The 25,062-nt window shown below is 51.3% G+C and carries 25 protein-coding genes and 1 pseudogene; 3 read left to right on the forward strand and 23 right to left on the reverse strand.

The window, feature by feature from the left end; genetic code table 11:
- Positions 1 to 19: 19 nt before the first annotated feature.
- The 7 genes from QNH46_RS13750 to QNH46_RS13780 all read right to left on the reverse strand — a co-directional run bounded on the left by QNH46_RS13750 (position 20) and on the right by QNH46_RS13780 (position 8,920).
- Positions 20 to 1,993, reverse strand: a complete 1,974-nt coding sequence (locus QNH46_RS13750; protein WP_283924826.1) for a S9 family peptidase — start codon at positions 1,991 to 1,993, stop codon at positions 20 to 22.
- A 31-nt stretch (positions 1,994 to 2,024) separates the two neighbouring features.
- Positions 2,025 to 4,247 carry a pyridoxal phosphate-dependent decarboxylase family protein gene (locus tag QNH46_RS13755; protein WP_283924827.1) on the reverse strand — a complete coding sequence of 741 codons (2,223 nt, stop codon included), beginning with the start codon at positions 4,245 to 4,247 and terminating at the stop codon, positions 2,025 to 2,027.
- A 27-nt stretch (positions 4,248 to 4,274) separates the two neighbouring features.
- Entirely contained in the window at positions 4,275 to 5,006 is a 732-nt protein-coding gene (locus tag QNH46_RS13760) for a hypothetical protein (protein ID WP_283924828.1), read from the reverse strand.
- 165 nt (positions 5,007 to 5,171) lie between these two features.
- Complete coding sequence (gene splB, locus QNH46_RS13765; protein WP_283924829.1) at positions 5,172 to 6,200, reverse strand: spore photoproduct lyase; 1,029 nt, start codon at positions 6,198 to 6,200, stop codon at positions 5,172 to 5,174.
- On the reverse strand, positions 6,197 to 6,460 hold the full coding sequence (locus QNH46_RS13770) for a transcriptional regulator SplA domain-containing protein (RefSeq protein WP_213592023.1): 264 nt from the start codon (positions 6,458 to 6,460) through the stop codon (positions 6,197 to 6,199). The genes splB and QNH46_RS13770 overlap by 4 nt, the downstream gene beginning before the upstream one ends.
- A 195-nt stretch (positions 6,461 to 6,655) precedes the next feature.
- Positions 6,656 to 7,489, reverse strand: a complete 834-nt coding sequence (locus tag QNH46_RS13775) for a lytic polysaccharide monooxygenase (protein ID WP_283924830.1) — start codon at positions 7,487 to 7,489, stop codon at positions 6,656 to 6,658.
- A 408-nt stretch (positions 7,490 to 7,897) separates the two neighbouring features.
- Entirely contained in the window at positions 7,898 to 8,920 is a 1,023-nt protein-coding gene (locus QNH46_RS13780; RefSeq protein ID WP_283924831.1) for an NPP1 family protein, read from the reverse strand.
- A 167-nt stretch (positions 8,921 to 9,087) separates the two neighbouring features.
- On the opposite strand from QNH46_RS13780, the gene QNH46_RS13785 reads away from it, so the two are divergent.
- Together QNH46_RS13785 and QNH46_RS13790 are read left to right on the forward strand one after the other, a co-directional pair.
- A complete protein-coding gene (locus QNH46_RS13785; protein WP_283924832.1) occupies positions 9,088 to 9,228 on the forward strand; it encodes a hypothetical protein in 141 nt (46 codons plus the stop codon).
- Between the two features lie 424 nt (positions 9,229 to 9,652).
- Positions 9,653 to 9,802 (forward strand): annotated as a pseudogene (locus QNH46_RS13790) (TetR/AcrR family transcriptional regulator); the annotation flags it as partial.
- On the opposite strand, the gene QNH46_RS13795 reads toward QNH46_RS13790, so the two are convergent.
- The 11 genes from QNH46_RS13795 to QNH46_RS13845 form a co-directional block, all read right to left on the reverse strand.
- Entirely contained in the window at positions 9,752 to 10,231 is a 480-nt protein-coding gene (locus QNH46_RS13795; protein ID WP_430691828.1) for an SRPBCC family protein, read from the reverse strand. The pseudogene QNH46_RS13790 and the gene QNH46_RS13795 overlap by 51 nt on opposite strands.
- An 84-nt stretch (positions 10,232 to 10,315) precedes the next feature.
- Positions 10,316 to 11,404 carry a GIY-YIG nuclease family protein gene (locus QNH46_RS13800; RefSeq protein WP_283924834.1) on the reverse strand — a complete coding sequence of 363 codons (1,089 nt, stop codon included), beginning with the start codon at positions 11,402 to 11,404 and terminating at the stop codon, positions 10,316 to 10,318.
- Between the two features lie 150 nt (positions 11,405 to 11,554).
- Complete coding sequence (locus QNH46_RS13805; RefSeq protein WP_283924835.1) at positions 11,555 to 12,118, reverse strand: cupin domain-containing protein; 564 nt, start codon at positions 12,116 to 12,118, stop codon at positions 11,555 to 11,557.
- Positions 12,119 to 12,251: 133 nt separating this feature from the next.
- Complete coding sequence (locus QNH46_RS13810) at positions 12,252 to 12,695, reverse strand: YusW family protein (protein ID WP_283924836.1); 444 nt, start codon at positions 12,693 to 12,695, stop codon at positions 12,252 to 12,254.
- Entirely contained in the window at positions 12,667 to 12,984 is a 318-nt protein-coding gene (locus QNH46_RS13815; protein WP_283924837.1) for an S-layer homology domain-containing protein, read from the reverse strand. Before QNH46_RS13815 ends, QNH46_RS13810 begins: the two co-directional genes overlap by 29 nt.
- An 88-nt stretch (positions 12,985 to 13,072) precedes the next feature.
- On the reverse strand, positions 13,073 to 13,303 hold the full coding sequence (locus QNH46_RS13820) for a hypothetical protein (protein ID WP_283924838.1): 231 nt from the start codon (positions 13,301 to 13,303) through the stop codon (positions 13,073 to 13,075).
- Between the two features lie 20 nt (positions 13,304 to 13,323).
- Positions 13,324 to 13,575 carry a hypothetical protein gene (locus tag QNH46_RS13825; RefSeq protein ID WP_283924839.1) on the reverse strand — a complete coding sequence of 84 codons (252 nt, stop codon included), beginning with the start codon at positions 13,573 to 13,575 and terminating at the stop codon, positions 13,324 to 13,326.
- Between the two features lie 87 nt (positions 13,576 to 13,662).
- On the reverse strand, positions 13,663 to 14,676 hold the full coding sequence (locus QNH46_RS13830) for a phosphotransferase (RefSeq protein ID WP_283924840.1): 1,014 nt from the start codon (positions 14,674 to 14,676) through the stop codon (positions 13,663 to 13,665).
- A gap of 272 nt (positions 14,677 to 14,948) precedes the next feature.
- The gene (locus QNH46_RS13835) at positions 14,949 to 15,068 is read right to left on the reverse strand and encodes a cyclic lactone autoinducer peptide (RefSeq protein ID WP_430691829.1); all 120 of its coding nucleotides are present in this window, start codon (positions 15,066 to 15,068) and stop codon (positions 14,949 to 14,951) included.
- A 5-nt stretch (positions 15,069 to 15,073) separates the two neighbouring features.
- Entirely contained in the window at positions 15,074 to 15,589 is a 516-nt protein-coding gene (locus QNH46_RS13840; RefSeq protein WP_283924841.1) for an accessory gene regulator ArgB-like protein, read from the reverse strand.
- Positions 15,570 to 16,205 (reverse strand): hypothetical protein, encoded by a 636-nt coding sequence (locus QNH46_RS13845; RefSeq protein ID WP_283924842.1) that lies wholly within the window; start codon positions 16,203 to 16,205, stop codon positions 15,570 to 15,572. The genes QNH46_RS13840 and QNH46_RS13845 overlap by 20 nt, the downstream gene beginning before the upstream one ends.
- 349 nt (positions 16,206 to 16,554) lie before the next feature.
- Between QNH46_RS13845 and QNH46_RS13850 the strand changes: the two genes are divergently transcribed.
- The gene (locus tag QNH46_RS13850) at positions 16,555 to 19,701 is read left to right on the forward strand and encodes a hybrid sensor histidine kinase/response regulator (protein WP_283924843.1); all 3,147 of its coding nucleotides are present in this window, start codon (positions 16,555 to 16,557) and stop codon (positions 19,699 to 19,701) included.
- A gap of 70 nt (positions 19,702 to 19,771) precedes the next feature.
- On the opposite strand, the gene QNH46_RS13855 is transcribed toward QNH46_RS13850, so the two are convergent.
- The 5 genes from QNH46_RS13855 to QNH46_RS13875 all read right to left on the reverse strand — a co-directional run bounded on the left by QNH46_RS13855 (position 19,772) and on the right by QNH46_RS13875 (position 24,946).
- Complete coding sequence (locus tag QNH46_RS13855) at positions 19,772 to 20,677, reverse strand: TauD/TfdA dioxygenase family protein (protein ID WP_283924844.1); 906 nt, start codon at positions 20,675 to 20,677, stop codon at positions 19,772 to 19,774.
- A gap of 95 nt (positions 20,678 to 20,772) precedes the next feature.
- Positions 20,773 to 22,131, reverse strand: a complete 1,359-nt coding sequence (locus QNH46_RS13860) for an LLM class flavin-dependent oxidoreductase (RefSeq protein WP_283924845.1) — start codon at positions 22,129 to 22,131, stop codon at positions 20,773 to 20,775.
- Between the two features lie 41 nt (positions 22,132 to 22,172).
- A complete protein-coding gene (locus tag QNH46_RS13865) occupies positions 22,173 to 23,027 on the reverse strand; it encodes an ABC transporter permease (protein ID WP_430691830.1) in 855 nt (284 codons plus the stop codon).
- 1 nt (position 23,028) lies between these two features.
- Positions 23,029 to 23,898 carry an ABC transporter ATP-binding protein gene (locus QNH46_RS13870; RefSeq protein ID WP_283924846.1) on the reverse strand — a complete coding sequence of 290 codons (870 nt, stop codon included), beginning with the start codon at positions 23,896 to 23,898 and terminating at the stop codon, positions 23,029 to 23,031.
- A complete protein-coding gene (locus tag QNH46_RS13875) occupies positions 23,879 to 24,946 on the reverse strand; it encodes an ABC transporter substrate-binding protein (protein ID WP_283924847.1) in 1,068 nt (355 codons plus the stop codon). The genes QNH46_RS13870 and QNH46_RS13875 overlap by 20 nt, the downstream gene beginning before the upstream one ends.
- Positions 24,947 to 25,062 lie beyond the last annotated feature (116 nt).

Genomic DNA, 25,062 nt, shown 5'->3' on the forward strand with positions numbered 1-25,062 from the left:
TGAGATGGATCATATGGCATTACTTTAAGTTGTTGATCGGAAACGGCTCAAGCGGGTCTGCCGGGGTAAACTGCAATATTTGCGAGTAAAAATACAGCTCCGCCTCCAAGGACTTTTTAATGTTTGCCGCTATGCGAAAGCCATGCTGCTCATGAGGATAATAGAAGGCGGCCACGGGAACTCCGCGCTGAGTCAGAGACGCCACGATCCCTTCCGTTTGCTCCGGCGGGACGATGGGATCCTCAAGACCTTGAAAAAAGATGGCCGGATTCGTAATTCGTTCGGCATGAAAAGCCGGCGATCGTTCCCGGTACAGCTCCGCCTGTTCGGGATATTTCCCGATCAGCCTAAACGGATACTTGGCTTCCAGCTTATCGCTGTTCACCACGATTTTCTCCAAATCGGAGACGCCATAGTAGCTGGCCCCCGCCCGGCAAATGGTCGAGAAAGCCAGCAAGCACAGCGTCGTAAATCCGCCTGCACTGCCGCCGCGGGCCAAAATCCGCTCGCCGTCGATCTCTCCCCTCTCCTCCAAATACTTCGCCGCGCTGATGCAATCCTCTTTATCATAAATGCCCCAATTCCCATATAAGGACAGCCGATAATTACGCCCATAGCCCGTGCTCCCCCGATAATTTACATCGACGACGGCGAAGCCGCGGCTCGTGAAATATTGAATCTCCAGGTCAAGCGCGGTGGAGGCTGCTGCGGTAGGCCCCCCATGACTTTTGATAATTAGCGGGGGCTTCTCTTGCACTGGGATGCCAAAATCCAAATTATGCGGCGGATAGTAGAAGGCATATGCCTGCTCGTTCCCGCTCGTCACAAAGGTGATCGGTTCGGGCTTCGAGACATAAGGAAGAAACTTCTCATAGTTCGTCAAAGATGATTTAATTACCGTCTCCTGCATCGTCTCCAGCGAGAGCTTGACGACGGATAAGGGCATATCATGAGCGCCTCCCAGAAAAGCAACGAAATTCGTCCCTGCTCGCAGATGGCTGATTTCCGTGTATCGCGACGGAATATCCGTGAGCTTATTGCTGTGCACGTCAATAACGGCAAGCCTCCAGGCCCCCTGTTCCACATACGAGCAGACAATCCGGCCATCCGGGATGAAATCGTACTGAGCCATGCGCAAGGTCCATTGAGGCGCGCCGAAGTCTGCCGCTTTCTGGTAAACAACGGACGTCTTATCGCCGTCCCAGCGGTAAAGATTCCACCAATTCGTACGATCCGAGATGAAGAACAGCTCCCCCTGCGGTGACCATTCAGGCTGAAAAATCGCTTCCTCGGTACCGCCTGCAATTTGTTTCGGATTGCATAGCATACCTTCGTCATTTACATCAGCCACCCAGAGCTCGCTGCCATCCCACGGCATGCTCGGATAATTCCATGTGAGCCAGCATAAGCGTTTGCCATCGGGCGATAAGCGCGGTGCCGCGTAGAAATCGTTGCCGTAAGCCAGCATTTCTTGCTGGCCGCTAACCGGGTCGATCGATACGAGCGACTGCATGCCTTGGCCATGAAGGGTCAGCTGCCCGTCCTCCCGGACGCTGATCAGGCGGCCCCGCTGTGAATCGTAGACGCCGTCGGCATAACAGACGGACAGTGTATCCGTTAGCGGTTCAGTCGTGCTTCCCTCCTTCTGGCGGAACAGCCGCTGATCATGATGTCTAGCATAGGGCGACTCTTCTGAGCTGGCTACGAAGTTAGAGAAATAGACCGTCCCGCCCGAGAGCGTAAAAGATCCGCCCCCGTACGAGTTAACCAGCGTTCGGGCGCTGTACCCCGGCGGAGTAACGTCGGACATCTTTCCGTCCTCATCAGCTCTGACGATGACATACCGCCCCTGCTCCGTCGGTCTGGATTCGACCCAATAAATGATATCTTGATCGACAAGAATCTCTTGGAAGGAAATTCTGCTCTGGGCGATATCCTGTGCCGTGATCGGCGATTTCCAGCTGCCGCAAGGCGACAATGCAGGCTTTGCCATGACTTAAAACACCTCCCTCGATAATCCGAATCTACGGATTGACTTTAATATTCTCTATCGCTTTAAACACTGTCTCGCGCAATGCTTCAATTAAGACAGGAATGAAATTGCCTTCCGACGTGTCGGTCAGAAATGGGCTCATCGTCGTAGACAGAAGGAAATTGACCGGTTCGCTGTCCCCGCCGCTTAACCCTAGCCGCTGCTTATAAGCATCCACGAAGCCATGACCGTAGGTGTTCGGATCAAACGCCGACTGCGTAATGAACATTGGCGTAGCGCCGACTTCATGCCGGTCCGGGGACAAGCTGAGCATTTTAAAGATTTCAAGGTTCAGCCGGTTCATGAGAGCAACATCGGTATTCAGGCCTTCTGCCGTCTTCAGATTGAAGGTATACGGTACGATAGACTGGTCGGAGCCGAGCTGGCGGAACAGCTCCATCGTTTGCTGGTTATGGATGATTTCGTCATTCGTTTTATCGACGATGAATTCCTTGATGTAGGCCAGCTGTTCCTTGATTTCCTCCGCCGTTCCTCCCTCCCGTTCTGCAGGAATCCGGTGAAACGGAACGACGATAAAGGGATCATCTTCTCGTGTCATCGTCAAAATGGCGGCATATAAGCGCTTGCTGTTAAACAGCGTTTTGCCGAGCAGCTTGCCATACCCGCTCTGATCGGTGCGAATGACCCGGTGACTGAGGTACACGCCAGCGGCCGCTGCACCCGGCTTCGACCCTTCAATCCCGTAAATGCCAACCGTCGGATCAATGCCCCCGTGATAAACTACCGGAGCCTGGAAGCTGACGATGTCGCGCATCGATGAATTGCGGTAACATAAGCCGCCAGCCGGGTAAGGAATATATCCCGCCTTATGCGGGTCAATCGTAATCGAATCCGCGTCTTGTAATGCTTCATACTGCGCGGTGACGTATTCGTTCATTGTCATGGCTGGCGTATAAGGGCGTTTGCCGGCCATCAGCAGGGTTTTATGAGTATCTTCCCTTAGAATAGATGCGAAGTAGCCGCCCCAGGCGGCATCCGCGTGGATGACAAATTCCAGACCCCGCTCGCGGTATTCCTCGCGCAATTGGATCACATCCGCAATCGGGTCAACAGCACTCTCTTCGGTACTGCCTATGACGCAGACGGTCATCAGAACCGGCTGCCTGATCGCCAGGCATTGATCCAGCCGTTGGCGCAGCTCGCTGATTTCCATGCGGGCATCCATATTCACGGGCACAGGAATAATGCTGCTGGCTCCCATGCCAAGCACTGCCGCAGATTTCGGCCAGGAATAGTGCATCGTCGATGTCACGAGGATGGCCGCTGGCTGCATCACATCGAATAAATATTTGCGGGAGAACTCTTCGAAACCCAGCGTTTGCAGGGTATATTTGCTCAGTGCCTGGTTAACGGTCTCGGCCTCATCCTTGCCTGTGGTTTGGCTTAATAATTCTGCGATTCGGCCCGGGATCGCGAGTACATCGTCCACTTTTAAATTCAATAACGTCCATGTATCCAGCTCCGTCAGCACTCCGTGTTGACCGTTCAGCAAGGGGATGGATATTTGGCGCGCCGCTGCCAACTCCGCCTCGTTCTTCAGCGCCTCGGCAGCGGAAACGGCGTAATACTTCAAATTTCTCGCCGCCCACATCGCTTCCAAGTTCGCGACCGAACCGTCACAGGTGATATGGCCCCATGGCCTGATCGCCCCCTGCTCGATTTCTTCATCGCTGGGAATGGTGTACCCCAGCATTTCGCACAGGTCGTCCCCCGTAACCATTTCCAGCACCGTAGTCACGGGCGAGGATTCCGCGGCGACATTATTCTGGTTATACAGCATGGCCGCGAAATACCCGAGCAGCCCCGGCATCGTCAAGTCCCAGTTCATATGAGCCTGATAGCGGTAGCTATAGAAAGGGACCGATCCGCTCAGCTGCTCCAGCAGCTTGCTGTAGTTCTCGGTCAGTACGTCTACGCTGTTCTTGAATGAAGGCGATTGTTTGATTTCGTCTGTAATATATATAGGATCGTCTGGAAAATACTCGCGGCGGTCGCTGCTAATCTGCTTCACAGCCTGCTGGATCAAGCCGCTGAACAATTCCTCATTTTCGGCCTTTGGGCCGATAAACCAGCTTTCTAGCGAGGAACTGCCAGGTCCCTCCAAATCCAATCTTTCTTGCTCGTCCTGCGCTTCCAAGTGCTGCTCCAAACGCTCTGCAAAGAGCTTTGCGGCGAGCTTTGCCTTTTTGCCCATCTTGCTTCACTCCATTCTCTTCAATATTTACATGCCGTGATTGATCTCTTCGTCGTCAAACCAGATGCTCTTGCCGATGCGGATCGAATACAGCGGAGTCTGCCCTTGGAATTGCACCTGATATTCCGGTGCAGTCAAAGGGTTTTCTGCAAAGGGGGTGTTACCAAGAATGTGAGGGAAATTAATCAGGCTGCCGATTTCCAGCAGCTCAGGATGAAGCCAGTCCGGTGCCTCGGCAAGCTCCATAATATGATGAAAGTCAGGAGCGATCGAAAGATAATGGGAAATGTAGGCATTCTTGCCTTGTCCAAATAGAATATAGGTCAGGCTCTGGGGGTAATCCATATTTTCGGCAAAATGCCGGAAATGAACGACTCTTTCAATCGTGACGGTAACATTATGAATGAGAGGAATGTCCTTGGCCGGATCTTGCGGCACACCGCAGAATACATCGGCGGCAAAAGAAGTGATGTGGCCCAGCTCAATTTGCGGCAGCGTAAATAAATTCGTCTGCACGTTTCCAAGGATATATGCTTTGTCAGGGTTTTGACGGCTAGCTTCAATGTAGGTATTCATAGCATCGGGAGGAAGACTTGCTTTGAGGATCACTTGATATCTGTGGTTTTCCATATGAAACATAGGCAAATGGTCGAGAAAGAGCTCCTCTGTTCCCATCATGACGAACCCATGAAGATCTGGAATATTCTCGGGTGACTGCTCATGGTCGTGTGTACCGTGGATTGCAGTCCGATAGAACATTACTTGAATGACCTCCTTCAAATATGAAGATATATTGTAATTTAATACCATAGTATCTATTGTATCCCATCAGACCTATTATGCCTACTATTTTTTCCAGTTGATCAATGCCGCATAGCAAAAAGCCCTCCAAATCCGTATCCATGGTCGGAAGGCCTTGCGTTTCTAAGTGAAGTATTCCAGCTTCGCCTTAGGAAAAAACTTCTCCATGTAGCCCTGAAGATGAGTTTTCAAATCCTCTTCCTCTTCTTTAGGATAAATATACTTGCCAATGCCGTATTTGCCCCACTTGTATCTTCGTTTTTCTTCGTCCAGTTCGAGCTTGGTCATCGGGTAATTTTTCTCAATAACCCGCTTCGCCGGCTTGGTAAACCGATGCTGAATGAATTCGAATGTGATATCCTCCCTTGCATCCTCCGGCAATTCGGCATCCAGACGCTCAAACATATGGTAGTAGCCCTCCTCCCAGCCTTCATGCAAATAGATTGGAGCTACGATAAAGCCAAGCGGATATCCGGCTCTTGCCACTTTGCCTGCAGCCTCGATTCTTTGCGCCAGCGGCGATGTTCCAGGTTCAAAATTGTTGATGACATAGTCGGCGTTCACACTGAAGCGAAAGCGCGTTTTGCCGTTATGCTTCGCATCAAGCAGATGATCCACATGATGGAACTTCGTCACGAACCTCAGCTTCCCGTATTCGGATTGGCCGAAATGCTCTATAGCCCGCTTGAGTGTATGCGTCAGATGATCGATGCCGACGATGTCGGAAGTGCAGGAGGCTTCGAACCGGGTCGGCTCCGGCGCACGTTCTGCCATGTATTTGTCCGCAGCCCCCAAAATTTCTTCCACATTGACATAGGTGCGGATGTATGGCTTGCTGCCCATCGTCGTCTGCAAATAACAGTAATGGCAATGCCCCATACAGCCTGTAGCAAAAGGGATTGCGTACTCTGCCGAAGGCTTGGACGTATCGAACTTCAGCGTTTTGCGGATACCGACGACTAGCGTAGACTTCGCCACCCGGTACCTTTGAAAGTCATTGTCTCCCGGCAGGTTCCTGACCTGATTATGGGAAGTCGTATAGCGGATTTCGACGTCCATGTTGGCGAATTTGTCATACAGCTCTTTACCGAGCGGATATTCCAGGGCGTCGGGCTCGAAATAGACGAGCTTCGGCGTAAACGGCTTGATCATTCGAAGCTCCCTTCCGAAGCAGTCCCGAAATAATACCGATACGCCTGCTCCGCTTCCTCTTCCGTAGCATATACGGCCATTTCCTGAGTTAAAGGATAGTAGGTTTCATACAGAAACATCGCCAGCTCCTGCGGATTATCCGGGTTATTGACGACCGCGGCCTGCTGGATATGGGTTACATCCTGTGTATGCGGGTTGCGATAGAAAACATAGACGATATCCCCGGGCTTATAGGCTTCAGACTGATGGTTGGTTTCCATGCCATCCCCTTCTTTTCTATAGAGTAGTCAGAACTAATCCGAGTCGTTGTTAAAATATTCCCGCGAGTCCTGAATTTTATGTACCGGGCAACACGGCCAGCAAAAAAAGAAGGCGCCCATGTCTCCTTGACCTGGACACCTTCTTGAAGAAGGATATAACTTTTTAAATCGGCTCTGTGCTTATCTTCATGAGACTCACTGAGGAGGCGTGTTACCAAGCAGCTTCCATGGACCATATTGTCCCGTAGTGCCTGGCTCTTGGCCTTGCGTCCACCACAGCGCTTCCCAGAATTGTCCGTTATGGAATACAACATCACCCGTATTGTAGATGCGGATCGTATTCCAGACCAGATATTCGCCGAAACGGTTCGGATCGCCAGGGAATCCTGGCTGTGGAGTCGTCGGCGCGTTTGGATTAATGCTCAAATTGACGTCCATCACTTGATAGAAGGCATTTGGCGTGTCCGCGATATCCCATACAGCGACGATTACGTAATAGCCTTCGCGGTCGTTCGGAATGAAGCAATCATTATAGACGTCGTCCGGCGGGATGGCTCCATCATCGATGTATCTGCAGAACAGCTCCAGATCCGAGCGCTTCAGCGGCTGATTCGGATCCCAGCCTTTCTTGGTAATATAATAATCCCAAGTGTTCGTGCTGTGGTTCGCAACGATTTTCCAGTGGAACGTATGCTCCCCGCCCTTCATATTCACTTTCTTCCAACGCGTGGATGATTGCTCATCGAGCTCCAGAAAAATTCCTGCGCTGGCAATCTTGCCGTCAGGTACGCCGAATTCAGGGAAATCCCCTCGTCCCTCGATACTGAATGGCTCATAAATAATTCTGCCACAGTTCACGTTCTCTCCCTTCGCGCACAAATCGGCGCGACTGTCGACTACATGCCCGTGCGCGGAAGCGCTATCAGCAAACAGCGTGGAACAGGCCAGCATGACGAGTATCGTCCCCGCGGCGACCAGGAACATTTTAATTTTCGAATATTTACGGTCTATCATAACTTCAGCTGTCATTTCATCTTCCTCCTTTAAATTTGAATAGGATAGGATTGCATCATACCAACACTCTTAAGCTACTATTTTCCTAGACCACCTCTTTCCAAGCATCATTTGCTGGTTCCCACGCTTGACAAGAAACAGCGTTCCTCCTTTCTTCAAGCTTTTATTATCAAGTCCTGAAGAGAGTTGTCGAATTTCTTGAGGTCGCGGTTCAGGAATTGATGACAGAGATTAGATAATAAAGCGTAGAATACTAGTGCGATCGTTGAAGGAGATAAATAGCGAGGAATGATTTGACAAATGGAATATTATGGTTTTATTTAATTCATATTAATTTAAAATACTATATTTGTCAATTTTATGACAAAAATAGAAATGCAAAACCTAATTTCATATAAAAAAAGCACCTTACGGTGCTTGATATTAAGAAATATAGGGATTGCGGACATATTCCCTGCTGAAGCTGCCAAGATTGCCGAAATAAATCGAGATGAGCTTAGCCGGATCGGTGGCTAATTCCCCGCCTTTCAACTGGCCGCCGTCGTCCTTGTCGTCCCAGGCCCAGGGAGCATTAGCGCCTCCTGTGCCGTTATTGCCGTTGAACGCCCCCCAGCTGGAGAAGGTTTTCGGATCAAACCTGTGGTCCCACATCCCGTTAGGCGCAAAGATATCTACGAGCTTATATTTTACATTGCGGTCATTACCTCCCTTTGGCACGCCGGCAACGTCTCTGCTCGGATAATAATAGATTACGTCGGTATTCGCATAACTGGTTCCGTCCCATGCCTTGATGCCGTGGCCTTTAGCTTCCTGGAATGTTACCGGATGATTCATTCCGTCATAGCTGAGGTAGCGTACTGTTCCATCAATCGTCTCCTGGCCGTTCGTGAACGTGCTGTCGCTGGGTTTGAATGAGTAGAAATCCTTATGGAATACCGTTACCATTGCCTCCAGCCGGCCATATTCCGTGCCATCCTTGCGAACAACCGTCAGAACTCCCTCCAAATCATTCTCATGCTCATCGAGGCCGAAGAAGGGAAAATCCGTCCAATCGCGAGGGTGATAAAAGGCATATAAAATGAACCAGTGCGTCGTGGTTTCCACGATCGAATAATACGCTGTGCCTTTGAGACGTCCGGGATCAACGGATTGATTCTCCCAATTGTTCGAAGTGTCCCAATCCCCATCAAAATCGATGGCCGTTAGATAATCTGCGTCATAATCGCTGCTGTCCGTATCTTGAATGTGTACGGGCGCCCAGCGGTAAGCCAAATCCAAATCGCTCGCCGCTGAAGCGCTTCCAGCTGGAATTGCCGTGTTCGCGAGCAGGAGCGCAAACATCAAGACAACGAACAATACCGCCCTGCCCCGCTTTCCCCGTCCAAGCTTCTCCTTATCCGTCCGAGTGTATGGATGATCATGATGAACCTGGATCATTTTGTTCATGTGTAGCTGTCCTCCTATCTTTTATCTTAATTGGGTGCCTTCACACTAAGAATACTAAACTATTTATGTAAATTAAATACATTTATCTCATTTACTCTGATGGCTGTTTCCGTAATAATTTCTGTCGATGATCCCTGACTCTGTAAACTAGTAAAAGGAAGCTGGATATGGATATGGATATGGATATGGATATGGATATGGATATGGATATGGATATGGATATGGATATGGATATGGATATGGATATGGATATGGATATGGATATGGATATGGATATGCTTATGCTTATGCCCTCAGCCCGGGATTAACCGGAATGCCGGCTCAAAACCGAAATCAGTGCTTGACCAGAAGACAGATGCGAATGCGTAAAAGCCGGAGTTAAATCTAATGGTTGTGAGCGACGTTATTTGGGTTAACATTGGGGTTTACAAAATTTAACGGTTGCCAGCGAACCTATTTCCCGTTTTTTCGTACGCTGAGGGGCTGTCCCGATCGAATAAGCGCGCATACAACCGTTAGAAAAGAAACCTCCGTTTTTAGGGCCGATTAAACGCTATGACAACCGTTAGCGTAGCGTTGCTCCAAACAGATCGCCGTTTGAGGCTAACCCTTTGGTCATTCACCGAGTTCTAGGTTGGGCCGGAACTCCTCCAACTTATCTCTTGTTATTCGCAAGCTGATGTTTTATATTGACATAATAGTAGGTCAAAAATAAAAGAGGTGAACGGCGGGATGACTCCACGCACGAAGGAACAAAATGAAGAGATCCGGCTGCGGCGTCTGGTGCAAATTCGTAAAGCCGCTGCCGATGTGTTTCTGTATAAAGGGCCTTTACTGGAAATCCGCGATGTGGCCGCACAGGCGGGACTCGGCTATGGTACGGACAATACCATGCTCCAGCAGCGCCTTTAATGCACAGAGCACCATTGTAAATCCGCCCATCGCGTCAAGGGCATCCTGTACAGCTTGATCCCCGTCTCCCTTAAATCCAGAGTTCGTAACACTAAGATAGGTTTCGCTATCGCTGAACGGTGTAAAGACCATTTCCACGGATTGAATATCAGGCGGCGACCAATTCAGCAAAATACGGCGGTTTGCTTCGATTTCCAGCACATCCACATCTGTCCCAACGCCGTACATCTCCCATTCCCAGCGGATGCGCTTGCCGGCCTCCAGCCTTCCGCTGCTCTTCGTAAACCAGAATTTTGTAGTGATTGAAGGGTCCGCTATTGCCTCAAATACCTCTTCAACCGGACGACGAATCAACATTCCCGTTCGAACAACAGGCGCCTCTTTCATATGCATTCTCATGCTCCTCCCTTCGGCATTAAAGCTTATATCCAGCCTCCCCGATCCCCTGGCCTGCCATACTCAGCACCCCAGCCAGTTCGGCAGTTAAGCCCAAAATTCCCGCAGCGCCGCCGCGAGTTCGCTTTGTTCATCCGCCTCTATCCAACTGCCGGGAATAAGGAGGTAGCGGCAGGCGCTGCTCTGCAAATAGCTATAGATGATTTGCACGGCATCGATATCTTCCCGGGTTACCTCGGCAGCATCGCATTCCGTATCTTTCGTGAAATAGCTCAGAATCAAGACTTTGGCTCTCTGTTGCAGCGATTCGATATCCGCTGAAGTAGCCACAGAGCATCGCTCACTGTGCAGCACAACGTTCCTCTTAATTAGAAATAGCTTTATCGTATCTTTGTCTAAATGCTCGTAGACAAGGATGCTGTGATTCTCTGCCGCGAACTCGATCACTTGCCGTTTGCTTAAGAGCAAATTCACCGCCTCCATGCCGTCCCTGTACTTTGCAGCCTGCTCAAAATCGAAACGTTCGGCGGCCTCCACCATTTTGCGCTCCATTTCATCATATAAACTTCGATCATTCCCTTGAAGCAGGCCAATGAATCGATCCATGACTTCATCGAATCGCCGGGCATTTGCGCCGCCAAGACATTTGCCAAGACAGAGGCCAAGCGAATAGTTCAAGCATGGAGTATTTACCGATGCAGCTGCAGGCTTATGATTGCAGGCAATTCTGCAGCATTCCTCAATCCTTGCCACGGCATGTTCAAGGCTTTTTCTGCTGGCTGTATAAGGGCCAAAAAAACGAGACCGGTCTTGACCGCCTTCATCCAGCGTATCTGTAATTTCCAGCCAACGCCAATCGCGCTTTTGCCGCAATACGATGTAACTGTAACCTAGCGGATTTTTCATCTTCCGATTATACATCGGCTTTATGTCCTGAATGAGCCTGCATTCCAGCATAAACGCTTCAAACTCCGTATCGGTAACGATGTGCTCCAGGTCTTTGACATGGTGAACCAGCTTCTTCACTTTGGGGGAGTGCGATTTATTGTTGTAAAAATACGATTGAACTCTCTTCTTGAGACTTTTGGATTTGCCAACGTAAATGACCGTTCCCCGCGAATCTCTCATGAGATATACGCCCGGCGACAGCGGGAGCTCCTGTATTATTGTTTTCATTTGAGTGTCGATCCTCTCAACGAATCTATCAAATATGGCGAATTCCGCTCAACTCAAAGATACCATACGCACACCAAGAAGCACCACATTCACCGCCAGATCGGAGCTTGATGAACGTGATGCCTTTATATAAAAAAGCTATAACCTGGATTAACCCCTTTCTGAATAGGGCTGATTGGCTATCATTGCCCCGTATCCGACTGGCGGCCCCAAAATCACGGATTCCCGAATAGGCGCAACGGCTCGTGCATAATCCTCTGCACGAATGCCATACGCACGCTGCGCCACCTCTGCCGGCAGGAAACGCAGAAAATCCGAGCCATACACAATATCTGGCGTAGGCTGATCGAAAATCGTAAGCAGGTGGGCATGATCGCTTTCCGCAATAATCCAGTGAAACCAGCCTTTTGGAAACATAGAGACTTGCCCGGGCTTTAAATGGTACGAAATCAATCTTTGCGTAAATGGATCAAACACGGAGGTAATTACCTCTCCGTGGATAACATATACCAGTTCGTTGACATTTGTATGCCAATGCGGCTGGATAATGATGCCTTTCGTTAAATGTACATTGAAAAATCCGGTTTTTATCGCGGGAAGCTGTTCCCCGAATACTTGGGTAATATAATTATGCGGATCGCGCTGATAGTTTAGTACTTGATTGGAATCCGCCGCCAGGCGCAAATTCGGATTTTGCAGAACGGGATCGATCATCGTAGCATCCTCCTTGAATGGGTAAACGTCTATTCAACATATGCCCAGGATGCTCGATTTGCTACAGATGTGCCATGTACGATCTGATACATAAAAAGGGCGCCTTCACGGCACCCAAGCTGTACACAAATAATTATTCATCGTCATTGTCTTCGTCATCATCTTCATCGTCGTTGTCGATCTCGAGTTTCAATTGTTTCCCGCTGGAGAATTTAATTTTAAGCCCCAGCTCTTTGATTTGATCCTTGTTGATATCCAGCGCTGTCATCAGCTTCTCTGCGGCTTCCCTGCTGCTCATGCTGTCCGTTAGGCCAGCTTCGCCAAGAAGCTTCTCTACATACTGCACAGCTTGCTGGCCTTTGAGCTTTTCCTTGTCTTTTTTGGCGCTGATTTCGACCTCGGCCTGGGCAGCTCCCTTTTTCTGCTTGTATTCCAGCTGTACTTTTTGCTTCCCTGTCAGCCCGGCCTCAAATTCGAATTCCACAATCCCGCCAGCGTTTTGCTCCGGATTCGGCTTCGCTTCGGGTCTCTTATCCTCGACCTTATCTTTAGTACCGCTTGTCCAACTGATCTGCATCTTTGAAATGAAGCTGGGTTGCGCTGGATTTCGATTTGGCATCGCCATCGAGTCCCATCAAACGGACGGCCGTAACGATAGCTTCGACGCGGGTGACTGGCTGGTTCGGACGGAAGGAGCCGTCCTCGAAGCCCTGCAATACTTTTTTCGATTGCATTTTCGTTATGTATCCCGCAGCCCATTCCGCTTCTTGAATATCTTTAAATTCCCGCGCCAGAATTTGGCCAGATTGTCCGAAGATAAGAAATCCGGCTAGTAGCAAGCAAAGCAAACCCTTTACATTTTTCATGAAGTCCTTCCTCTCGTTTAATCTCAAAGCCCTTCATCTGTTATTACGGAGGCAGGTGTCTTTTTATGGGGGGGCGCTTCAAATAAACTTAATCATCATCGTCATTATTTTTATCTTCCTTCTTACCGGACTGGGCCGGCTTGTTTGCTTGATGCGGCTTCTCCCCTTGCCCCTTCGCATTACCGTTGTTTTTGTCATCATTTTTATCGTTGTCTTTGTCCTTTTTCTTATCCTGCGCCTCTGCCTTCTTATTTGCTTTCTCCTGTTCCTTCCTTTCCTGCCCCTGCTTTTTTTCCTCTGCCTTTATCTGAGCCTTCAAGGGATTTTCGAGTTGGAACTTCAGTTTGCCGCCATTCGAATATTCAGCCTCGAATTGCAGTTCGAGCCATCCATCCTCTTCTCGATCTTCAGCGCTGATAGCAGCAGGCTTTGCACGGCCTTCCGGTCACTCTGCTCATTCAAGTCCAATTGCTTCATAAGATTCTCGGCAAAGCTAACGGCTCGATCAGCATATTCCTTTCTGCTGTGCTGCCCTCTTCCTGGACTTTCTTCAGAATCTGTTCTAGTGGCCTGTCCATCAATGGTCATCACTTCCTATTACGTGTATATCATCGTGATAAGAGCCCTGGTTCATGAGCTTGGATATGCAAAAAAAGCCCCACGTCGTAGTGAGGCCCTTTAAACTTGAATGTAACGCACAAGACTCTCCTTAATCCATTTTCCATGGCGTTCCAGCTGCCGAAGCCCTGCCGATGTAGAGCGAATCTGCTCTCGCAGCACCTCTGGACCATCGATCCCCTGTAGAAATCGGCTCATAAAATGCAGAAACACATCGATTTGACGCAGCCGCAAAAGCACCGGGACAGCCTCAAGCTCTTCCCCCGTAAGACGAACCCTACTGCCAAACCCCTGACAGAACCGGTTGACAGCCTCCCGGTCCTTGTCCTCGCCCTGGCCGAGCAGCCCTGAAATAATGACAGCCGGCTCCATCGCCCGGACATCCTTTGTACAGAACTCGAAATCGAGCAATGCCGTTACCTGCGCCGGATCATCCTCGCTTACGAGCAGATTGGAATAATTGAGATCTCCGTGGATGAGCTGCTGCGGCAGCTTCTCCAGTCCATCCAGTCTCTCAAGCAGGTCCTGATAGGCTAGCCCCAGCTCCCCGAGCGGTTCCCGCAAATCCATAAATGACGGAGGCGGCTGCTGGCAAAACTCCAGCACGGCTTCGCGGGTGCATATCGGATAAGACTGAGGCAATTCATAATACGGCCTGTAAGACGGCTGCATTCCCGGGTCAATTTCCGCCAAACGCGACAGCATTTCTCCAGCCGCTTCTCCGAACGATAGGGCCGCTGTACTCTCATCACCTTGCAGCCTTGTTCCTTCTATGTATTCAAACATGCATGCATATCGTCCAGTTCCGTCTTCCAGCCGAACCGTCGTCTCTCCGGAATTCGTCCGAACGGGCCGCGGAACCCGGTAATTCAATGTGCCCTCGTCGTTCAGCGCTTGCAGCACTATATGCTCGAACCGGATCTTCTCTAAATCCTGGTGGGTTTCATAGATCCGCAGGACACTGCGGCGCGACCTGCCTTCGACAAAGTAAGTCGTATTATTCCAGCCGCTGGCTCCCTGCTGTATCCTCCCGCTATATTCCGGCGGATACTGTTCTAGTATCGATCTCAGCATATCTCTTTCCTTTCATCCATAGCTCAACCAGCTTACTTGATTTTGAGTTTTATACTCTCCAAAAAGATTATACATTATAGTATCCCCTCTATGTTCATTGAATCCTGAGCCTTCATGATTTTTGCCCTTCTGAAACACCAAGAAACCCCGCAGCGTCCTACCACAGTGCTACCGGGTTTCTTGATTTGCATCGTATGCGTTCAAGTTTTGCATTGCTTTGATTTCCCAACCTTCTTGCATGACAACTAGAAATTTACTGGTACCATGCTTAATTATTTGAGCAATTCTTCTGGTGTTTCGCCTTGATAAATGTACAGGAAGCTAGCCGTGGAAACAACAAACGCAGCGAAGAGAGACAACATGGAAGCACTGGCATAGGCTACTTTTTTCATCATTCTCACCTCCTTAGTTTGATTAACAGCATCGACTGGGCAGCAAAGGAAAGGCTAAGTACGGGTGACATGATTAGAAAATTGGAGCATACAATCAGCACAGATATCCATTTAAGCAAAGGATAATATTGAACAGGAATACGCGTCTGCTGCTGTATTCTGGATGGGGCAAAAATGAGGCAAAGCATCGCAGCGATCACATTAAGGATCACCATATTGAAAGCGCTGAGCTCGATGAGGGACAGCATGGTAAATAACGCAGTAGTTGCAAGCACACATTTCATGCCGGAATTCAGATGGATTCCGCCCGAAACCTGGCGAAGAAGAGCAAATGACACAAGAATAATCAATACTTCATGCGTCCTGCCGGTAAAAGCCGACAGCAGCAGCGTCAAAGTGATGATCAGCACAGCATTCAACAGCAGGGCGATGGAATACCGCAGAACGGCAATCGAGGCCGGATGATCGGGAGCGGTTCTCTTGATTTGCACAGCAATTCGATTAGCCATCATATTGATCATGATCCTTCTTCTCCTTCCTGACCGCATAATATAGAAAAAAGGAGAGCGTAATCGAGAAGAATAATAGATTAGACCATATCTCATTCCGGTAAAGGATAATCGTAAAGAAAATGAGCACCATGAAGATGGTAGAGCTGACGATCAAATCCTCCCGCTTGAACCTGACTTTCTCGAAGTTCCAAGTAAATCCGATGCCAAGCCTGTAAAGCAGCCAGGACACAAGCCCGATTGTAATCGCGCTGGAGGTCTGCAAAGCATATCCATAAAGTTGAACGCTTTGCGATTCAATAATGGAGTCGAAGACGATACTTACAATCATCGTCTGCAGCAAACTGAAAGCCGTATAACCGGTAAGCGTAATAACGGCGGCCCCAACCAAGGGCTCTTTAACCACGGTGGCTACAAAAAATATGAACAACATAATATTGGTAATCGGCGCTAAATAATAGAGGGAAAGCTCGCTGCGCAGTAAGTAGCTTTGCAGCGACATCAGCAGAATAACAAACAAGGCCTGCCAGAAATATGGGAGCGGATTGATTTTGAAGATGGTCATCATGAGCGCGAATATGCCTAGACCCTCGATCGTTGAGAAAGCCATAAAAGCGAAGGATTCCATAAACCGAGATCACCCTTTAGCGATAAACACTTACTTATTCGTTTGATAGTCGGTCGCCTTCTGGACCTTACTCAACTCTCTGGAAACCAAATAATATCTTTGGGAAATTATGGTCTATCGAGTTAATAAAAATATACGATATCAACATCTATTTTTCAAGTTTATTTTGCTAGAATGCACAGATTTGAGCCGTTATACCCGGAGCTATACTTTTTGTCCTAGTCCTCCACTCTTATATTAGCCACAACTTTTTTAACCTTGACGTAATCGTATATCAGCTTATTAAATGTGGATTTATGATATGCTAGGTTAAGAATTAAGCAAACTATGTCGAAATAGGATGGTAAGCATGCCCAAGCGAAAATTAATCTTCATTTCTCTTATATTTTTGTTCATGCTGACGGGCTGCCGCTTCCTATGGCTGCATTTCTTCGCAACGCCGCCTCACCCGGTCCCTGTTCATGGAGAGCTCGATTTGAGGAACTGGGATCCTATTACGGATCATTCGATCATCGTAGATGGCCAGTGGGAGTTTTATCCGAACATGTTCCTGATCCAGAATAACGATCTCCCCAAGTCAATAACCGCAGAACCCGAATACATACAAGTTCCCGTAAGCTGGCGTATGCCAGCGATGACGGGCGATAATCCGAACATAGGCTTCGGTACTTACCGGCTGCGGATTCACGTCGATCCGGGCAAAGGCCGCTCCTTCGGCTTCCATATTCCCAGCATATCGAGCTCGTCCGAAGTGTATGTCAACGGCCAGCGGGTTGGCCAATCCGGACAGCCAGCCGACCGCAAACAGGCCTACAAGCCGCTCGATCTTCCTTATACCGCATACTATAACCTGGAAAACGGGGCCTTACTTGATCTCGTCATTCAGGTGGCGAACTTTGACGATACAACGAAGGGCGGCATCGTCCGCTCCATACAGTTTGGACTGGAAAATGTCCTGGACCGGGATAAGCTCTTTGCCGCCGATATGGTCCGTTTCGCCTGCGTCGCTTACATGATCCATGCGTTGTATGGGGTAGTGTTGTATTTTGTCGGCAACCGGGACAAGCGCCTTCTCTACTTTTCTGGAATGATCACTTGCATCGTGCTTGGAACGTTGGTTGATGGCGAGCGTCTGCTGTTTGCATGGATTCCTTTCAACTATGAATGGAGTATTAAAATACTGTTCCTAACCATGATCTCCGGCGGTTATTTCCTACTGCAATTGATTCGTTTCCGGCTGCCCTATTGGCTGAGGACGACGGGCTCTCTTATTTACATCATCGCCTGCATAGCCGCCCTGGTATCGATACTGCTGCTGCCTGCCTCCACAATTTTCATGCTGCATTGGGGCTATATTGTAACCATGTTCATCCCCTGCCTGCTGGCTCCCGTGGTGCTGTTCAGGTCCACGATCAGCAGCAGCCGGGAAAATATCTTTCTGCTGCTTGCTGCCATCGCGTCGATCAGCAGCCTGATCTGGCTGTTTGTCTTGTATTTCCTTCGTATGGAGATGGTTTCATACCCGTTCGACTTGATGATTGCCACTATTTGCTTTGCATCTTACTGGTTCAAGCGGTATTTTCAAATGATGGACGAATCCCGGAAGCTGGCCACGAAGCTGCAAAGAGCCGACAAGCAAAAGGACGATTTCCTGGCCACGGTCGCTCATGAACTGCGAAATCCGCTGCATGGCATCCTGAACATCTCGCAGTCCGTCTCGGACAGGGAAAAGGATACCATGGGATTGAAAAGCGCCAAAGATCTGGAGCTGCTGGAAACGATCGGACGGCGCATGTCCTTTATGATTAATGATCTGCTGGACCTGGCACGGATCAAGGAGAACCGTATTACGCTGCAGCTGTCGCATGTCTCGATTCATAGCGTGGCCGCCACGGTCATTGATATGCTGCAATTTTTGACCCAGGGGAAGCCGCTTCGCTTCAGCAACCAGGTTCAGCCAAGTTTCCCCCTCGTCATCGCCGACGAGAACCGCCTGATTCAAATTCTGATCAACCTGCTGCATAATGCCGTGAAATATTCATATGCCGGCGAAGTAGCTGTCGAAGCCCGCGCGGAGAATGGATGGGCCGTCATTTCCGTTCGCGACGCCGGCATCGGCATGAATGCCGATGTGCTCGAAAGCATTTTCGAGCCTTATGAGCAAGCCGCCCATCCTGTGGCTGGAGGCGGTTTCGGACTCGGGCTAAGCATTTGCAAGCAGCTTGTCGAATTGCATGGCGGAACGATGAAAGCCAGCTCGCAGCCAAATAAAGGCTCCGTGTTCACCTTCACCTTAAAGCTCGCTGGCTCTTCCGAGCAGCGGAGCGGATCGGCTGACCAGGATCATACGAAGCAGGAATTATGGGGACAAGATCAACGTGGTGCGTTGGAAAGCGCTGCAATTGCATTCGAGCAAATGGCCGCTGCTAGCGTACCGCCCTCCGCGCTCTCGCATCCGTCACATCCTCAGCCCTCCCCGCTGCCCGGCCTTAGCCGGGTGCTCGCTGTCGATGACGACCCTGTCAATTTAAAGGTGCTGGAGAGCATTTTTGCGGCCGAGCCTTATGAGATAGTCACGGCTACCAGCGGCAAGGAAGCGCTAGCTCTGCTTGATCAACGCAGCTATGATTTAGTAATTAGTGATGTGATGATGCCAGGCATGTCCGGGTATGAGCTGACCGCCCGGATTCGGTCACGCTATTCCGTCTCCGAGCTGCCCGTACTCCTGCTGACGGCATGCAGCAGAGACGAGGATATCGAAGCCGGATTCCGGGCCGGGGCCAACGATTACGTGACCAAGCCGATGAAAGCGACCGAGCTGAAATCGCGGGTCAAATCGCTAACAAAGCTGAAGCGCTCCGTGAACGAACGGCTGCGAATGGAAGCGGCCTGGCTGCAGGCGCAAATCAAGCCACATTTCATCTTGAATACATTTACGGCGATTGCCGAGCTCAGCAAAGTGGATACCGACCGCATGGACGCCTTGGTAGAGGAGCTGAATAATTACATTCGGCTCAGCATCGATTTCCAGAACTCCGATCAGTCCGCTCCCCTGGAGCATGAGCTCAGCCTGGTGCAGTCGTACTTGTATATCAAGAAGGAACGCTTCGGCGACCGGCTGCAGGTCGTCTGGAATGTCGAGGATGCCATACAAGTCCAAATACCGCCGCTTACGATTCAGCCCCTCGTTGAAAATGCGGTCATCCACGGCATCCTTAGCCGAGCCTCAGGCGGGGAAGTAACCATTTCCATCACACAAAGCGGGCATGAGGTCAAAGTGAGTGTATCAGATAACGGGATCGGCATCGATGAGGCGAAGCTTGCGCATATTCTCGATCGGCAGGTCGATGCCCGTACAGGGATCGGCCTTCACAATACTGACAGACGGCTCAAGCAGTTTTACGGAAGCGGGTTAAAGATCGATAGCAGGCTTGGCGAAGGGACGACGGTTTCTTTTTCGATTGCGAAATCGCATGCCGGGAAGACGTCCTATTAAACAAGGCCGTGAACCGAAAATCGGTTCACGGCCTTGCTGTTGCTAACTCCAAATTGATTATTGTGCCGGTCTACTCCTTTACACGCGTGACGCTTTTACGGCCGTCGATGCTGACGGGAACCTCCCCGTCCACAGTCACCCTGCGAACGACCCGGTGCTGATCGCCGTAGTCGTTGATCGCATAATGCTGGGTCGCGCGGTTATCCCAGATGACGACGTCCCCGACGGACCAGCGCCAGCGCACTGTATTCTCCAGGCGGGTCACGTGGCTCTGCAGCAGATGGATGATCGCCTGGGAGTCCGCCGTGGAGAGACCGACGATTTTTTTGGCGAAATGGCCCAGGATCAGCGAACGCTCACCCGTCTCCGGATGGACATGCACGACTGGATGCTCCGTCTCGAATAACGTGGAGGTAAACACCTTCTTATGATGCTCGATCGCTTCCTTTGAGACATTCTCACGCTGGGCGGCATAGTCGTATTCATTGGAATGAACGGCCCACAAGCGGTCGGCAAGATTTCGCAAGTTCTCGGGCAGATGCTCATAGGCTGCGGCCGTATTCGCCCATACGGTATCACCGCCGGCAGCCGGAACGACGACAGCACGCAGAATCGAAGCCTTCGGATACGCATCCACGAATGTGACATCCGTATGCCAGGAATTCGCCCGTCCGCCATGCTGTGAATCGAGCTCCAGCACATAGTCCGTTCCCTGCTTGATCGGTACCGTCGGATGGGCCACCGCCTCTCCGAACAAGCCCGTCAGCGCTTCCTGGCCCGCATCGTCGAGATGCTGCTGCCCGCGGAAGAAGATCACTTTATAGCTAAGCAGCGCTTTACGGATCGCCGCAGCTGTGGCCTGATCCAAATCCGGGGACAATTTAACCCCGCGAATCTCTGCGCCGATCCGGCCTGCTACCGGCACGACCTCCACCGTTGTTCCTTCAATCACTTGGCTTTTACCTACCGTACTCATTGGGCATTCCCTCCATTAGATTATTGGATGATTCCGTATACTTTCAAACCCCGCGATGCTGCAGCACAAAACATCAATGCATGCTTCGCCTTCCCCTAGCAGCCTGCGAGCCGGGATACGAGCGGCCTAGCGGCATAGGGATTGACAGGCCGCTTAAGCCCATAATGCTCCCGCAGGGTGCGGCCCGCATATTCGGTGCGGAACAGCCCGCGCCGCTGCAGCTCCGGGACGACCTGAGCGGCAAAATCCTCCAAACCGCCGGGCAAATACGGCGGCATCACATTAAAGCCATCACTCCCTCCCTGGGTGAACCATTCCTCCAGCTGATCCGCGACTTGCACCGCGGTTCCGGCGAAGGTGCGATGTCCGCGCCCACCTGCCAGGCGATGGATCAATTGCCGGATCGTGAGATTGTCCCGTCTGGCCAAATCGGCCACAAGCTGGAACCGGCTCTTGTTCCCGTTAATCGCCTCTATATTCGGCAGCTCAGGCAACGGCCCGTCGAGTGGAAGCCCCGACAGATCCACCTTCAGCATGCTGGATAACTGATTCAAGCCATATGCAGGAATCGTCAACTCATTGAGCTCCTGCTCCTTCTCCTTGGCTTCCGACTCCGTCGCGCCGATGATCGCGCAAATGCCCGGCAGTATTTTCAGCTCGTCGGGATGCCGTCCATATTTGGCCAGCCTGGATTTGACGTCGCTATAGAAGCTCTGCGCTTCCTCCAGCGTCTGCTGGGCGGTAAAGATCGCTTCCGCATGCTCGGCGGCAAATTCCTTGCCGTCCTCGGAGGAACCCGCCTGTACCAGCACCGGGTACCCTTGCGGACTTCTTGGCACATTCAGAGGCCCTCTCACTCTAAAATGCGGTCCGGCATGGTTCAGTGCATGCACTTTCTCGCTGTCCGTAAATTGACCAGTGTCACGGTCGATGATGATTGCGTCCTCTTCGAAGCTGTCCCATAACCCCTTCGCCACCTCAAGAAATTCTCTTGCCCGCTCATATCGTTTACGGTGCTCAAGATGACCCTCGCGTCCGAAATTGCCCGCTTCGATCTCATTGCCCGATGTAACGATATTCCAGCCCGCACGTCCCTGGCTGATATGATCCAGCGACGCAAACTTGCGCGCGACGTGGAACGGCTCGTTATAAGTGGTCGACACGGTGCCGATGAGGCCGATCCGCTCGGTGACCGCCGCCAGCGCCGAGAGCAGCGTAAACGGCTCAAGACCGAAGGAGGACACGCCATACTGCACGTTTTTGCCGACGGCCAGAATATCGGCCAGAAATAACGAATCGAACTTCGCCTGCTCGGCGATCTCGGCCAGCCGCTGGAAATAACGGATATCCGTAATCCTTTCCGCCTGTGTATCCGTGCGCCGCCAGGCCGCTTCATGATGGCCCGCGTTCATAATGAACACGTTCAGATTCATTTGCCGCTTGGTTTTTCCCATATTCTTCATCCTTTCATCGCTTTCTCTTCGCTTTATTATCTTTATTCGCTATATGTTTGCTTCCAGGATGTCAGTTTCCGCTCCAGATGCACGAGCAGATAATTTACGATCAGGCCGATGACCGAAATCGTCAGAATGCCCGCGTACATTTGCGGAATTTGGAAGCTGAACTGCGTATACTGCACCAGATAGCCGAGCCCGGATTTTGCGCCGACCATCTCCGCCGCCACCAGCACGAGAATCGAGCTCGCCCCCGCCTGGCGGATGCCGACGAAGATCGTAGGTACCGATGCGGGAAGGATGACTTTGCGGAACAAATTTACCGGTGATAAGCCCATTGAGCGCGCCGACTTGATCAGCAGGGGATCGACGTTCCGGACTCCGCTAATCGTGTTCAGCAGCAGTGGAAAGGCGCAGGCGTAGAAGACGATAGCGATTTTCGACGTTTCCCCGAGACCCAGCAGCAGAATGAAGACGGGAAGAATCGCTAGCGCCGGCGTGTTGCGGAACATTTCCAGCAGTGGATTTAGAAATTCGGCCACCCCTTTCCACCAGCCGATGGCCAGGCCGAGCGGTATGCTGACAGCAACCGCCAGGAAGAATCCGCCGGCCGACCGCAGCAAGCTGGCTAGTAAATGATCGGCAAGATCGCCCGAGAGCAGCAGCTGCCACCAGGCCGAGACTACTGTGCTTAATGGCGGCAGGAAGGTGACATTGACGACGCCCAAACGCGGCGTTAATTCCCACAGCAGCAGAAAAGCGATGATCGCGATAGACGATTTCATGCCGCGAAATATTTTACCAGCCGACCGTTTGACCAGACTCAGCCTTCGCCCCGGCGCCCTCTGCTCCGCCTCGAAGCGAACCAACGCCTCTCCTGTACTAGAACCTGCCACTTCAAGCCCCTCCTTTGTTTGTTAATTTGTGCTGCTCATAATGAAGACTGCTCGATTTTTCCTGCTCCTGCGCACGCTGCACCTCATCCTTCAGCAAATCCCAAATATGATGGCGCAGCTTGACAAATTCGGGGTGAGCCCGCAAGTCCTCCTCCGAGGATCGGCCCTGGAAGGGCACCTCGATCACTTCCTTGATCCGTCCCGGCCGCGAGCTCATCACCGCCACCCTCTGCCCGAGATAGACCGCCTCCTCAATCCCGTGTGTAATGAAAATTATCGTCTTCTTCGTCGCCTCCCAAATGCGCAGCAGCTCGCTTTGCAGCGTCTCCCGGGTTTGCGCGTCCAGCGCGGCAAACGGTTCATCCATCAGCAGCACCTCGGGATCGTATGCGAGGCTTCTCGCAATCGCAATCCGCTGCTTCATGCCTCCCGACAGCTCATGCGGGTAGCGGTTCTCGAAGCCGGATAAGCCGACGAGCTGTATATACTCCAGCGCCGCTTCCCGCCGCTCTCTTTTGCCGATCCCCTTCGCTTCCAGACCGAACTCCACATTAGCCAGCGCCGTCTTCCAGGGGAACAATGCATATTGCTGAAAAACGATTCCCCGGTCCAGATCAGGACCAGCAATGGCTTTGCCGTCCAGCAGAATCTGTCCGCTGCTTGGCTTCGTGAGTCCAGCCAGCAGATCGAGCAGCGTCGATTTCCCGCAGCCGCTCGGCCCAACGATGACCATGAATTCTCCCTGCTTCACCTCCAGGTGTATGTCCTGCAGCGCAGAGACCGGCTGCCATAATTCCTGAAGATGCCCCAGATTCCGCTGAATCCGAAAAGACTTGTGCACGTGCTGGATACTAATTTTTGCCGTTGTCATCGGCCAGCTCCCCTCCATCCCGGTATGGATTGAATTCATTCGTATAGATTCGGCTTCCGTCAACCTCGCCTTCCCCGATCGTGCCATCCTGGACCAGCCAGTTGACCCAGGTCTCGAATTCCTCAGGGGCGATCAGCCCTCCGGTGCCCGCCACCCCGGTACTCTTCCAGTATTTGATGCTGCTGTCATCCTCTTTCCTTCCGCGTTCCTTAATGATCTTCGTGTAGCGGGCTCTAACTTCATCCGGCGGCGTCGTTCTGGCCCACTCGATCGCCTTGGCCGTCGCCTCGACGAACTTGCGCGTCGCCTGCGGATTGTCCTGGATGAACTTGTTCGTTAACACATAGCTCCCTGCGCTGAAAACACCGAATAAATCCTTATCCGTAAATAGCGGCCGGATTCCGCCCCGCTCAAGCGCTTTATCCCGAAGCACCCCGCCTAGGGTGGCGACATCTACCTGGCTTGCCCGGAGTGTCTGCTCCCCGGTCACCGGCGGCACGACGACGAGCGTCACCTGCTCGTTCTCCGCCTCGGTCAGCCCCTCCCGGCGCAAATATTCCTTGATGACAAATTCATGATGCGCTCCGAGCGTATTCACCGCGATTTTCTTCCCGATCAAATCCTTCGCCGATTGAATCGGGCTGTCGTCCAGCACATAATAGCCGGACCATGTATTGTCATCGACGCCGTAATAGGAGATCACAGGCGTAATCGGTGCTTTGGCTGCAATCAGCTTCACAATGGCTCCGTTAAACGCCCCGCCAAAATCGGTATCCCCCGTGACCACCGCTTGAATGTCCTGTGGCCCGCTAATTGTCGTGCCAATGAATTTCAGCTTGAGCGGAGCCAAATATCCCAGATCCTCGGCCAGCTCTGGAAAAGTCACGGCGCCCACACTGCCCTGATAGCGCAGCTCGGTAACCTCCAAGCCGCCCGGAGCTTCCGTGTGTGCCGCTGACGTCGCTTTATCGCCGCAGCCTGCAAGCAGAACAGCCGCGAGCAGCCAAGCCGCCGCCAAGCTTACCGGTTTAAGAAATGAACGACCCATAAATGACAACCCCCTTCAATTCTTGGTGAACATGCGAATCAGACATGTTGCAGCCGCCATTTTTAGCTGATGAGCGAAAAAAAAGAGACGCACCCATCTGCTGATGGCGGTCTCTC

The sequence above is a fragment of the Paenibacillus woosongensis genome (genome assembly GCF_030122845.1).
Lineage (GTDB): Bacteria > Bacillota > Bacilli > Paenibacillales > Paenibacillaceae > Fontibacillus > Fontibacillus woosongensis_A.

What these genes read in the sequence shown, in the direction of transcription:
- QNH46_RS13810 (WP_283924836.1), bottom strand. Translation starts at nt 12,695, where the DNA reads ATGCAGATCAGTTGGACAAGCGGTACTAAAGATAAGGTCGAGGATAAG.
- QNH46_RS13860 (WP_283924845.1), bottom strand. Translation starts at nt 22,131, where the DNA reads ATGGGAAAAACCAAGCGGCAAATGAATCTGAACGTGTTCATTATGAAC.
- QNH46_RS13875 (WP_283924847.1), bottom strand. Translation starts at nt 24,946, where the DNA reads ATGGGTCGTTCATTTCTTAAACCGGTAAGCTTGGCGGCGGCTTGGCTG.
- QNH46_RS13755 (WP_283924827.1), bottom strand. Translation starts at nt 4,247, where the DNA reads ATGGGCAAAAAGGCAAAGCTCGCCGCAAAGCTCTTTGCAGAGCGTTTG.
- QNH46_RS13795 (WP_430691828.1), bottom strand. Translation starts at nt 10,231, where the DNA reads ATGAGAATGCATATGAAAGAGGCGCCTGTTGTTCGAACGGGAATGTTG.
- QNH46_RS13845 (WP_283924842.1), bottom strand. Translation starts at nt 16,205, where the DNA reads ATGGAATCCTTCGCTTTTATGGCTTTCTCAACGATCGAGGGTCTAGGC.
- QNH46_RS13775 (WP_283924830.1), bottom strand. Translation starts at nt 7,489, where the DNA reads ATGACAGCTGAAGTTATGATAGACCGTAAATATTCGAAAATTAAAATG.
- QNH46_RS13780 (WP_283924831.1), bottom strand. Translation starts at nt 8,920, where the DNA reads ATGAACAAAATGATCCAGGTTCATCATGATCATCCATACACTCGGACG.
- splB (WP_283924829.1), bottom strand. Translation starts at nt 6,200, where the DNA reads ATGATCAAGCCGTTTACGCCGAAGCTCGTCTATTTCGAGCCCGACGCC.
- QNH46_RS13800 (WP_283924834.1), bottom strand. Translation starts at nt 11,404, where the DNA reads ATGAAAACAATAATACAGGAGCTCCCGCTGTCGCCGGGCGTATATCTC.
- QNH46_RS13770 (WP_213592023.1), bottom strand. Translation starts at nt 6,460, where the DNA reads ATGGAAACCAACCATCAGTCTGAAGCCTATAAGCCCGGGGATATCGTC.
- QNH46_RS13840 (WP_283924841.1), bottom strand. Translation starts at nt 15,589, where the DNA reads ATGATCAATATGATGGCTAATCGAATTGCTGTGCAAATCAAGAGAACC.
- QNH46_RS13870 (WP_283924846.1), bottom strand. Translation starts at nt 23,898, where the DNA reads ATGACAACGGCAAAAATTAGTATCCAGCACGTGCACAAGTCTTTTCGG.
- QNH46_RS13760 (WP_283924828.1), bottom strand. Translation starts at nt 5,006, where the DNA reads ATGTTCTATCGGACTGCAATCCACGGTACACACGACCATGAGCAGTCA.
- QNH46_RS13750 (WP_283924826.1), bottom strand. Translation starts at nt 1,993, where the DNA reads ATGGCAAAGCCTGCATTGTCGCCTTGCGGCAGCTGGAAATCGCCGATC.
- QNH46_RS13835 (WP_430691829.1), bottom strand. Translation starts at nt 15,068, where the DNA reads ATGAAAAAAGTAGCCTATGCCAGTGCTTCCATGTTGTCTCTCTTCGCT.
- QNH46_RS13830 (WP_283924840.1), bottom strand. Translation starts at nt 14,676, where the DNA reads ATGCTGAGATCGATACTAGAACAGTATCCGCCGGAATATAGCGGGAGG.
- QNH46_RS13785 (WP_283924832.1), top strand. Translation starts at nt 9,088, where the DNA reads ATGGATATGGATATGGATATGGATATGGATATGGATATGGATATGGAT.
- QNH46_RS13815 (WP_283924837.1), bottom strand. Translation starts at nt 12,984, where the DNA reads ATGAAAAATGTAAAGGGTTTGCTTTGCTTGCTACTAGCCGGATTTCTT.
- QNH46_RS13855 (WP_283924844.1), bottom strand. Translation starts at nt 20,677, where the DNA reads ATGAGTACGGTAGGTAAAAGCCAAGTGATTGAAGGAACAACGGTGGAG.
- QNH46_RS13805 (WP_283924835.1), bottom strand. Translation starts at nt 12,118, where the DNA reads ATGATCGATCCCGTTCTGCAAAATCCGAATTTGCGCCTGGCGGCGGAT.
- QNH46_RS13850 (WP_283924843.1), top strand. Translation starts at nt 16,555, where the DNA reads ATGCCCAAGCGAAAATTAATCTTCATTTCTCTTATATTTTTGTTCATG.